This window comes from Gloeocapsa sp. DLM2.Bin57 (assembly GCA_007693955.1).
In the GTDB taxonomy this organism is placed as follows: Bacteria; Cyanobacteriota; Cyanobacteriia; order Cyanobacteriales; family Gloeocapsaceae; genus Gloeocapsa.
The window spans coordinates 1-10303 of record RECR01000121.1; the positions used below are offsets into that span (position 1 = coordinate 1).

Below are 10303 nucleotides of genomic sequence, written 5' to 3' on the forward strand. Positions count from 1 at the left end.
ATCAGGTAAAAGTTATTATCTTTGCTAAAGTAACGATAGACTTGGGGAATCTGTGAATGAGAGAGTTTAAATAGTTGTTCTGCTTCTCTAGTAAAGAGTTCGATAATTTTAGGGTTATTACCTTGACTACTGAGTAGTTTTTTAATAACCACTTTCTTATTGAATAATTCTATATCCTCAGCTAGATAGGTACGTCCAAATCCTCCTTCTCCGAGTAGTTTGATGATGCGATAATGGTCAAAGTCATAACTCTGGCTACTTTCGGCTAACTTGCTACCACAACCGTGACAGAATTTATTAGTATCAGGGTTGTCTGGTTTTGGACAAGGGGGATTCAGACAAAAAGACATAGGTCAGTTTCTAGACATTATAGTTACAATTATATCATCTGAAGTTAATTGACTTTTAAGTAGATGAGCTGAATTATTTAACTATTTTAATCGCGGGAGAGGACTCCCGTTATAATACGGTAGCATTTAGTGGGGGAGTGTCAATAGAGTTTTGCACTGCGATCGCTATGACTTTATCTGAATTTAATGTAGATTATAAAGGCGAGGATTTTTTAAGGAAATAATTTTTGTAAAAATTCTAAAGAATCTTGACTAATATAGTTTTCAATCCAGATGAGACGGGGAAAACTTCTTAATTCTTCTCTAGTTATAGCTAAGGCTGATTCTAGATATTTGCTACTAGGGCGATCGCTGATAATTATTTGACTAGATTTGACTAAACGATTTAATTTCTCTTGCTGTTTAGATTGCGCACTAATAATGATTATTTCTTCTCCACGTACAGATTTAATTATCTTTTCGGCTATGTCTAAAGTTCCTTTACTTAAACTTACTAAACCTAGATAAATTCCTGTTGGGAGTTGTTTAATTATGGCTAATTCTTTGTGAAAATTATAGATATCTACTATCAATAAACTAGAGGGAATGTATTTAAGTATTTCTGTGATTTGCTGAAGAAAATAGCGACTAGTTATCACTGTTGCTAAAGTTTTTTTTCTTAAGTAAGTAGCTAATTTTTCTAAAGATATTAATTGTATTTCCCTGTTTAAAACTGTGGTTAATTCTTGACAGATTAACTCTCCCGCTTCTAAATCTGATTCGGGAGTAGTTACAATAATGGTTTCTAAACAAGCTAAACGATAGTCTATTTGTTGAGTAAATTGTTCTTTTATTTCATTTAAATTAAAACCTTCTTTCAATAAATTATCGATAGTCTCCGAGATACTTTGATTAACATAATTTAGCTGTTTAGCTGGGTTTTTGACGTAGATTCCTGAACCTTGTTTTAATTCAACTAACCCTTGAGTTTCTAATAGTTGGTAAACTCTACTAACGGTATTGCGATGAATATTTAATTGTTGGGCTAATTGTCGAGTACTCGGTAAACGTTGTCCAGGTGTATAATGACGAGAAGCGATCGCGAATTGAATTTGTTCAAATAGTTGTTGAGAGATAGAAATCTCGTTATCTAATTGAATTTGTAAACGAAACATATACACCCTTATCTAAGTTTTCCTGAACGCAAAATACTAATAATTAACCATAATCCTAGAAAACTAGCAGCAGTAAAAAGAATATTACTTAAAACCAGTAGCTGACTAGTTCCAGAATTAGCCGAAATAATCGCCGCACCCATAATTAAAGAACCGACTAAAATACTAAAAGAAAGACGATTAGCCGAATCATCGATACTTTTTCTGAGGTTATCTAAATTTTGTAGATTAATATTCCAAGTAATGGTTTCTGAGGTAACTCTTTCTAAGAGTAAATCCAATTTACGAGGTGATCGCAAGGAGAGATTTTTTAAATCTAACGCAGTTCGTAATAAAGTAGAAGAGGGATTCTCTCCGATTAACTGACGTCGAAACAAATCAGTTACCAAGGGTTTAACTTCATCGAGTAGGTTGACTTGGGGATAAAAACTACGCGCTACCCCTTCTAAATTAGCGAGGGTTTTCGCGTATAAACCCATATTCCCTGGTAACTTTATTTTATTATTACGGGCGATCGCTAAGACCTCGTAGAATACCTCACTAAAATTAATCTCTGAGACACTCAGATTATAATATTTTCTGAGCATACGATCATAATCGTTTTGCAGGTCGATGAGATTAATCGTAGTATTACTATCAGCTAAATCTAAGGTTAACTCACTACAACGTTCCGCGTCGAGATCCACTATTGCTAATAACATTTCAATGAGGATTTTTTGAGTACGAGGATCTAAACGTCCAATCATCCCACAATCTAATAAAGCTACCTTACCATTTTGCAGATAAAATAAATTACCAGGATGAGGATCTGCGTGGAAAAAACCATCTATATACAACTGTTGAAAAAAGACTCTAAATAACAGAGTGGTAATTTTTTGACGTTGTTCTTCTTCCTTAGTAGGATCGGGAAACTTTGCAGTTAAGAGGGGAACACCTTCTAACCATTCTAAGACTAAAACTTTAGAAGAGGTCAACTCCCAATAGATTTTAGGTATAACTAAATCTTGGGGGTTAAACCATTCTCCTTTGGCTATATTTTGACGTAGTTTGTCGGTGTAAGTTGCTTCTCTAGTAAAATCTAGTTCAGCTTTAAGTGCGCTAGTAAATTCAGCCGCTAAAGCAATGATATCATAGTCCTTACCAAAATCGGTCAGAGATACTAATTCAGCGATCCCCTTAATCAGGGATATGTCTTGATTAACTACTTCTTCGATATTAGGTCGTTGTACTTTCAGTGCTACTTCTTCTCCAGTACGCAAAGTAGCACGATGTACTTGTCCAATTGAACCAGCGGCGATCGCTTCTGGGTTAATTTGACTAAAAACCTTTTCCAGGGTATCTGACAACTGATTACGAAGCAGTCTTTCAATTTCTGACCAGTGTACAGGGGGAACGTTCGCTTGTAGTTCGCTGAGTGCTTCTATATATTCAGCGGGTAATAAATCGGGACGTGTAGAGAGTAGTTGTCCTAGCTTAACGTAAACAGGGCCTAATTCAATCAGGATATTACGCAAAACCGCGGGGGTAGGTAATTGGGGTTCATTGGGTTTACCTCCTGTGAGTAATCCTCGCATATAATCCCAACCATTGCGTAAAACAACTTCGATAATTTCTCGTTGACGATTGGTATATTGAGTAAGAGCGAACATTTTTGTTTATCTAGAGTGAATATAATAAATATAGTTAAGTTTTACAGTAAAGACCTATGGCAAGCTCAAAAACATCTCAATTTGCTCATGATCACGAATTGTGGGACAGTCTCAAACAGGCGATCGCTCATAGTTCTGGTTTTAGAAGTTGGTTACAAGAAAAAGGAATTGAATCTCAGTTAACACAAGAACATCTTGATGCTCATATTCTCAATTATCTCCGCGAAACTTTAGAAACTTTAGCTTATTAGATATATTCACACTCGGTGTTAGAGTTTTAACTCTAGCACTAATTCTAAAATCTGGCTAAACCTATTGTAAACTTTGGTTAAGCGATCGCCGTCTAAATGCACCTCAGCGGTAGGATAATTAATCAGTATCTCCAGTAAACTAATGCTATGATCATCTAAAGCAGAAGTCACCAACGCACCACGTAAAGATTCACGACTAGCCCTCCCACTAGGAGTCATAATTATTTCTGAGAGTAAATCTAAGAGTCTTTCTCCTATCGGACTATTAAGGATTTTTGATAAGGTAACAGCATTTACTGCTATCTCTTGACTGAGAATAGTACGTAAATCATCAGGTTTAGAGTTAGTTTTGTCGAGATAATAGGCTAATTTTGGCGAAACTTGATTATATTTAACTAAATTCTCTAAATCTTCTACAGGAATAGTAGCTTGAATCCAACCACTCTTTAAAACTAGCATTTCAGCAGCCAAAGCATTTATGGGAGTATGGATTACCCCCACAGCTAGGCTAAATAAGAAAGTTATAATGAGAGTTAAGTATGGTAATTTTAGCATCTAAACAGAGTACATGAAACCCTTAAGCGCTGTTATCAATTCTGTCGAAAAACTAGGCTACCGTGTGACGGTAGGTGATGTCGCAGCGAAAGCGGGATTAGAGATAAATTTAGCACAACAAGAGTTATTAGCTTTAGCTGCTGATACTGGTGGACATCTTCAAGTAGCCAATACAGGTGAAATTGTCTATCTGTTTCCTCGCAATCTCCGTGGTATTCTCCGCAATAAATACTGGCAATTACGGTGGCAACAATGGTGGGGAAAAGTCTGGCGAGTTTTATTTTATCTGATTCGCATTAGCTTTGGTATTGCCTTGATTCTTTCTATTCTACTGATGCTTGCAGCTATAATAGTTATTATTGTTGGTTTGAGTGCAAGTAGCAATAGAGACGATAATTCTGGTAGTAGTTCTAGTAGGTCTAGTAGTTCTAGCGGTGGTTTAGGTGGTATGGTGTTTGTGCCTAGATTCTGGTTTAGTCCCTATTCTTTCCGAGTGTTTAACTGGGATTATGGCTATTCTACACCACAGCGAAGACCTGTCACTGAAAATAACCAGATGAGTTTTATAGAGTCTATATTCTCATTCTTATTCGGTGATGGTAACCCCAATAGTGGATTAGACGAAGAACGTTGGCAAACGATTGGTACAGTTATCCGTAATAATCAAGGGGCGATCGTCGCTGAACAAATCGCCCCCTATTTAGATAATGTCACTAATACCGACGATGAAGGTTATATTCTCCCTGTGTTGACTCGTTTTAATGGTTATCCAGAAGTATCAGACTCAGGAGACATTATTTATTATTTCCCAGAGTTACAAGTCACAGCGAAAGAAAATCAACGCCAGAATATCCTACCCTATCTCAAAGAAAAACTCTGGAAATTTAGTCAAGCAAGTAGTGGTCAAATTATGGGGGCGATCGCCCTTGGTAGCGTTAATTTCATTCTTGCTTTAGTTTTAGGTTATTTCCTTCAAGATGAGTATGTCACTGAATTAGGAGACTTTATCGTTTTCATCGACTCCATCTACGGGTTATTGTGGGTTTACGCAATTTCCTTTTTAACCATCCCTCTTGGTCGTTATTTTTGGCTACAGGGTAAAAATCGAGGAATCCAACAACGTAATCAAGGGAGAGAAACTCAAGCTAATCTACTAACTCAAGCTTCTGATAGTCTTCGCAAGAAGATAGCTTATGCGCGTAATTTTGCCTCTCAAAAAGTCCTTACAGATGAGGATATTACCTATTCTACCGAAAAGGATTTACTCACCCAAAATCTCGAACAAGCTGACGAAATTGATCAAGAGTGGTTAAGACGCTTAGAATCCAATTAAAATATTAATTAGTGTTAAGCACAATTAAACTGGAGATAATATGTTTTTACCTTGGGAAACCCTTTGTTGTGGTAAATCATCCTACTCTCGTCGTTCCTACAATGAACGTCGTTTACAATTCCTAAAATGGATGCGTGATGATTTAGAAGCCAAATTAGCCGGAATTAACGCAGCGATTCAAACCGTAGAACGTCAAATCGATGAGGATGATACATCTACTGCTACCACTACTACCACAGCTTAAAGCGCCATTCTAATTAATATATCAGGGAGGATAACTATTCTCCCTTTTTGGCTGATCAGAAAAATGGTTAAATCGATCTAAGTGCTTCGATCGCTTACTTACTTGAGAAATCGCCGCCTTGGGTTACGGTATCCGTATCTGATGATTTAGCGACAATGACTTCAACTGGTCGTAAAATTTTACCATCATAATCAAAGCCTTGACGAGTTATTTTAGTAATATTATGCTCTTCTATGTCGTCTCTGATTTCTTGGTCAATTACTTGACAGAAATTAAAATCAGGTTTTGCTTGTGTAAATTCAATTTTATTAACCTTTCTTTTAGCTAGGAGTAATAATAACTTTTTTTGGATGCTTTGTACAGATTTAGGTAAGCGTTTTAGTGCTTGTGGAGTTAATTCGGGATTTTCTTGCAGATAATTAATTAAAAATTCTAAAGAATCAAATACTTCTAATATATCTATAAATAACTCTTCATTTTGAGCTTGATGTTGTTGTTTTTGCTCTCTTATTTGTTGAATTAAAGTACTTTTGTGTTTATATAAATCAGCTATTTCTTGCTCAAGTTTTAACTTTTCTTCAGCACTTATTTTATATTCTGCCATAAATTTTGTCCTAATTTTTGATCAATTTTTCCCTCGTCACCACTAGCGCTAATTACTTCTTCTAGATTGTCAAATTGAGAGAGATAATCTAAAGTTTGTACAGGTTTTTCTAGGAGAGAAGTATCTTGAGCTTTAAAGCGTTTAACTGTGACTAAATGGGGACGTAAGTAGTCAGCTATCAGACGATCTTCTTGATTTAACAAGGATTTGCGCGCTTGAGCAATTAAATCTAGAGCATATTTTTTGCGTTTCATCGCTAGGGTAAAAGCTTTAGTAATTTCGGTATTAGAAGCGCTGTTTGATACTTCTAGGATATCATAGGGATTGGTGGTTAAAAGATGATTAAACATGACGCAAAATTTGATAATAAAGTTCTCGACACTCTGTATCTGTTGGATCTAATTCATAAGCCCATTTTACTAATTGTATCACTTCTTCTCTGGGGAGAGTATTATTATTAGCAGCATCTATTGATATCTCTAAACAAAAGTGAGCAACTTGATTACGTAAACCTTGATTTGTTGATGATTTAGCTTTGTCAATTCCTGCTGTAAATCTTCCATTTTCCATTAAGTTAAATATTTCTAAAAGTTCTTGTCTTTCTAAAACTATTTGGAGAAGATTATCAACCAGGGGATTATCTCTATCGATAGTTTGCAGCAATTTTAGTTGTTTAATAGCTTCTGTTTCCGTCATCGTTTCTTCGTTTAAACTATTAGCGATTTGACTTACTCTTAATTGAGCAAAATAACTATTTGCTTCGGGTGTAGATAATAATGTTCGCCAAAATTGAGCAAATTCTAGTTTTGTGTCTAAGTCTTTCTCGTCTAATTCTTGACGTTGGAGTTGACAGAGTTGATTGACTTCTGCGAGGTAATCTGCTGAGTTAGTAATCAGGTTTTTATTCTCTTCTAAGGGTTTAATGGCTTTTTGCCATTGTTTTTGTTGGAGATAATAGCAACCAATCTGATAGTCTAGATATTGCGCTGCATATTTTTCTATCTCTGTTGTTGGTTTTTGGGAGGGTTGTAGTTGGAAACCACGAGAGCGATCGCCTTCTAGACAAGCAGCTATAGCTAATCCCCAATCAGTATATAGTGTACCCCAGATTTGGTTAGGAATTTTGGTTTGTGGGAAATAAGTTTGATATTCTTGATAAGATTGGGGAGTAATCCAGAGGTTATTGATTTTGACTCCTTGATTACTTTTTTGCATAAGTTTGATTGCTAGTAATTCGCGACGATATTTGTCTCGGAGTTGATAATAGGTGTCTATCTTGGTATCTTTATAGGAGTCAATCAGGGTTTCTAAGAGTGTTTGTAGATTGGTTGTTAATTCTTCGGTGTTAATCATGTTCCTGGTTAACCAGGGTAGATTATCCCAAAGTGGGTTAGACTGTAAATTGGCGATCGCTGTTGACCAAGAAGAGATTAATTTAGTTAGTTGTTGGGGTTGTTTTGTTTCTTGATAATAGTAATAATTAGCGACATTCCAGTTATGCAAGGAAGTAATATCTTTATTTTGTAGCCATTCTTGTTCGGTTGCTTCACTAATTTTACGCCAATTTTTACTTGACCAGCTTTGGTTATTTAAACTAGGTAAAATATGTTGATAGAGGTTATATTCTACCCTAGAGTCTGTCCCAAATTGAGCTAGATATGCTAAGCTTATTTCTCTAGCTTCTTCTAATTGGTTGTTGCTTACTGCTTCTTTAATCTTGTTGATTGTGACCAGTTGCTCTTTTGCTTGTAAATATTGAATAGTTTCTAGTTGTTTTTTTACGGCTAAATCTGGTATATTTTTCCATTCTTGTTTTGCTTGTTGCCATTTCTTTTGTTGACTATAAGCATATCCTCTCCAGTAGCTTGCTTCTTTTGCCGTTAATCCTGCTAATCTTGTAATTGCTAGGGGATATTTGGCTTGTTTAACAGCGATTATTCCTAGTCTAAGAGTTACTTCGGTTAATTCGGTCAGATTTTCTTTAGCTAGTTTATATTTTTGTTCTGCTTCTAACCATTGTTTATTCTTTTCGGCTTTTAATCCGGCTTGAAAGGCTATTTTTCCTTTAATGATTCTGTCTAGATTTTTAAGAATATCTTCTCCATCCTGACGTCTAAATTTAGTTAAAATTCCTCTTAATTCTTTTTGCGCTTCTAGTAGTTTACCTGTTTTTATTTTCTGTTTGATGGTGAAAAGTTGTTGGTTATATAGTTGTTCTTCTTGGCTTTTCTGTTGACATAAGTATATTAATTCTGCTAACTTTTCTGGTGCATATATCTGACTAGCTTCTTGAAATTTTTGCAAAGCTTGAATATAATATGCTTTCTCTACAAGACTTTGACCTTCATTATATTTACTCAGAAATTGTCGATGTTTTTCGCTATTTCTTTTAACTGGTCTTAAATCGGGAGTTTCCCAAAAATATTTTAAGTATTTATAAGCTTTATTACTTATAATCAAATTATTAAGATATTGCCAATCATAAGTTCTACCTCTATAAGTTAACTCTGACAATCCCAATGGGTCAAAACGATCAAAAAGAAGAATAATCTTATTTTCTAATTTAACAAGAAAAATAATTAGAAAACCTAGTAGTTTTCTTAGCATTATCTCAAACTTAGAATTATAACAAGATTCTATTTTTTCGTTGATTGTTTATAATTTAGTTAAAATTTCTGGATTAAGAGTATAAGTTTGATACAATTCATTTATTAATTGAGAATCTTGTAAAATAAATATAGTCAATAAGTAAGAATCTAAACCTCTATAATAATAATTATTACAAATATACGAAAATACCAAGAATTTATGATGTAAAAACCTTTCATAAATTTGCTTTAAATCATTAAACAAATCCAGGTTTTCTTTTTCTAGTTTGCACAACCAATTACTCAAAAAAAATAATTGTTCATAATTCAGATTTTCACATATACTCCACAAGTTTGTTAACCGATTAATCAACAAATGTTTGTGTGGTATTTCCCAGAACCAATTACTCAAAAAAATACCAAATTCATCTTCAAAAAATTGAGAATTTTCTAAATGGATTAATATTGATTTTAAGTAGTAATTTAACTGGCTATGATAGTGGGGTTGATAAACCAATTCATGAAATTGTTTTAACTCATCATACAAATCCAGGTTTTCTGTTTCTAATCTCCACAACCAATCTCTGACAAAATGTAATTCTTCATCATTTTCTTGTTCTAGTCGTCTCCACAAACAATCCCCAAAAAAATGTAATTCTAATTCATCATTACTAATATTATGACGACGAAAAGTTGAGAAAATTTGTTGTCTTTGACAAGATATTAGATAATTAACTAACTGTCTTAAAGTAATTGGAAGTATAACTAGACTACCTACTAATAATATAATAATTAAAGGTATCAATATAATAAACTTAAGCATAATTTACTCCTGTAGGGGACAATTTTGAGGGAGATTAGGGATAAAGAGAGTTTCTCCCACGTATAATAAATCTGTTCTGTTTTGAATTAAGGGATTAGCGGTAGCGATTAACTCCCAATTATCGAGATTAGCGTAAAATTTTTGGGCGATTAGGGAGAGAGAATCACCGAAAGTAACGGTATAGTAGAAACCTCCGCAATTATCTGATTGTGGGGGGGATGATTCCACGATGATAGTTTCAGGAGGGGGGAGAATTTCCGATTGATTAACTTGAGGTTGATAACGAGGTAACCAAAACAGACTCCCTAGGAGTAAACCTAGGGTAAGTAGGGGTAATAAGATTAACCAGGGCAATAATAATCTTAGAGATTGGGTAGGTTTTACCTCGGGTAATTCTGCTAACATGCGCAGGGTAGTTAAATCGGTTTCGCAATTGGGACAAATATTGCTTTCGATGGAAGTGCGATCGCATACGGGACAATTTAAGAGGATAGTCATAGGGGAGAGGGGGAGAGTGGGAGACGGGGAGAGTGGGGAGATGGGGAGACGGGGGAGTATGATATATCGGAATAATAGCAACTACACCCTACACCCTACACCCTTTTACCTAACACCGAAATCATTTAGTAATTCCTGTGGTGACATACTCCTACACCGAATCAAAGATTATGGTGTAGGCTTCTTATCTTTCACCTTAAGAGATGATTGACCGTTTTTGAGTGAGGCGATGCCCATCCCCACTTTTTTAATTA

The 10303-nt window shown here is 35.0% G+C and carries 12 protein-coding genes; 3 read left to right on the top strand and 9 right to left on the bottom strand.

The window, feature by feature from the left end; translation table 11 throughout:
- The 3 genes from EA365_15460 to EA365_15470 form a co-directional block, all read right to left on the bottom strand.
- A partial coding sequence (locus EA365_15460; protein ID TVQ42299.1) for a serine/threonine protein kinase occupies window positions 1-350 on the bottom strand: 350 nt, incomplete at its 3' end.
- Window positions 351-562: 212 nt separating this feature from the next.
- A complete protein-coding gene (locus tag EA365_15465) occupies window positions 563-1504 on the bottom strand; it encodes a GntR family transcriptional regulator (GenBank protein TVQ42300.1) in 942 nt (313 codons plus the stop codon).
- A gap of 8 nt (window positions 1505-1512) precedes the next feature.
- On the bottom strand, window positions 1513-3153 hold the full coding sequence (locus EA365_15470) for an AarF/ABC1/UbiB kinase family protein (protein ID TVQ42301.1): 1641 nt from the start codon (window positions 3151-3153) through the stop codon (window positions 1513-1515).
- Window positions 3154-3209: 56 nt separating this feature from the next.
- Here EA365_15470 and EA365_15475 point away from each other — a divergent pair, with 56 nt between their 5' ends.
- Entirely contained in the window at window positions 3210-3404 is a 195-nt protein-coding gene (locus EA365_15475; GenBank protein TVQ42302.1) for a hypothetical protein, read from the top strand.
- Window positions 3405-3422: 18 nt separating this feature from the next.
- Here EA365_15475 and EA365_15480 read toward each other — a convergent pair whose 3' ends face one another.
- The gene (locus tag EA365_15480) at window positions 3423-3959 is read right to left on the bottom strand and encodes an alpha/beta hydrolase (protein TVQ42303.1); all 537 of its coding nucleotides are present in this window, start codon (window positions 3957-3959) and stop codon (window positions 3423-3425) included.
- 13 nt (window positions 3960-3972) lie between these two features.
- Here EA365_15480 and EA365_15485 point away from each other — a divergent pair, with 13 nt between their 5' ends.
- Complete coding sequence (locus tag EA365_15485; protein ID TVQ42304.1) at window positions 3973-5292, top strand: hypothetical protein; 1320 nt, start codon at window positions 3973-3975, stop codon at window positions 5290-5292.
- 40 nt (window positions 5293-5332) lie between these two features.
- Window positions 5333-5536, top strand: coding sequence for a hypothetical protein (locus tag EA365_15490; protein TVQ42305.1), 204 nt, complete (start codon window positions 5333-5335; stop codon window positions 5534-5536).
- 94 nt (window positions 5537-5630) lie between these two features.
- Here the strand turns inward: EA365_15490 and grpE are convergent, their stop codons facing one another.
- Genes grpE through EA365_15515 form a run of 5 tightly spaced genes read right to left on the bottom strand, consistent with a single transcriptional unit; the run spans window position 5631 to window position 10130 of the window.
- A complete protein-coding gene (gene grpE / locus EA365_15495) occupies window positions 5631-6140 on the bottom strand; it encodes a nucleotide exchange factor GrpE (GenBank protein TVQ42306.1) in 510 nt (169 codons plus the stop codon).
- Complete coding sequence (locus tag EA365_15500; protein TVQ42307.1) at window positions 6122-6490, bottom strand: molecular chaperone DnaJ; 369 nt, start codon at window positions 6488-6490, stop codon at window positions 6122-6124. Before EA365_15500 ends, grpE begins: the two co-directional genes overlap by 19 nt.
- On the bottom strand, window positions 6483-8747 hold the full coding sequence (locus tag EA365_15505; protein ID TVQ42308.1) for a hypothetical protein: 2265 nt from the start codon (window positions 8745-8747) through the stop codon (window positions 6483-6485). The genes EA365_15500 and EA365_15505 overlap by 8 nt, the downstream gene beginning before the upstream one ends.
- A gap of 48 nt (window positions 8748-8795) precedes the next feature.
- The gene (locus tag EA365_15510; GenBank protein TVQ42309.1) at window positions 8796-9551 is read right to left on the bottom strand and encodes a hypothetical protein; all 756 of its coding nucleotides are present in this window, start codon (window positions 9549-9551) and stop codon (window positions 8796-8798) included.
- 3 nt (window positions 9552-9554) lie between these two features.
- A complete protein-coding gene (locus tag EA365_15515) occupies window positions 9555-10130 on the bottom strand; it encodes a LysM domain-containing protein (GenBank protein TVQ42310.1) in 576 nt (191 codons plus the stop codon).
- Window positions 10131-10303 lie beyond the last annotated feature (173 nt).

Excerpts from the sequence above, each read along its gene's own strand:
- EA365_15475 (TVQ42302.1), top strand. The coding sequence starts at position 3,210 with ATGGCAAGCTCAAAAACATCTCAATTTGCTCATGATCACGAATTGTGG.
- EA365_15465 (TVQ42300.1), bottom strand. The coding sequence starts at position 1,504 with ATGTTTCGTTTACAAATTCAATTAGATAACGAGATTTCTATCTCTCAA.
- EA365_15500 (TVQ42307.1), bottom strand. The coding sequence starts at position 6,490 with ATGTTTAATCATCTTTTAACCACCAATCCCTATGATATCCTAGAAGTA.
- EA365_15505 (TVQ42308.1), bottom strand. The coding sequence starts at position 8,747 with ATGCTAAGAAAACTACTAGGTTTTCTAATTATTTTTCTTGTTAAATTA.
- EA365_15490 (TVQ42305.1), top strand. The coding sequence starts at position 5,333 with ATGTTTTTACCTTGGGAAACCCTTTGTTGTGGTAAATCATCCTACTCT.
- grpE (TVQ42306.1), bottom strand. The coding sequence starts at position 6,140 with ATGGCAGAATATAAAATAAGTGCTGAAGAAAAGTTAAAACTTGAGCAA.
- EA365_15480 (TVQ42303.1), bottom strand. The coding sequence starts at position 3,959 with ATGCTAAAATTACCATACTTAACTCTCATTATAACTTTCTTATTTAGC.
- EA365_15510 (TVQ42309.1), bottom strand. The coding sequence starts at position 9,551 with ATGCTTAAGTTTATTATATTGATACCTTTAATTATTATATTATTAGTA.
- EA365_15485 (TVQ42304.1), top strand. The coding sequence starts at position 3,973 with ATGAAACCCTTAAGCGCTGTTATCAATTCTGTCGAAAAACTAGGCTAC.
- EA365_15470 (TVQ42301.1), bottom strand. The coding sequence starts at position 3,153 with ATGTTCGCTCTTACTCAATATACCAATCGTCAACGAGAAATTATCGAA.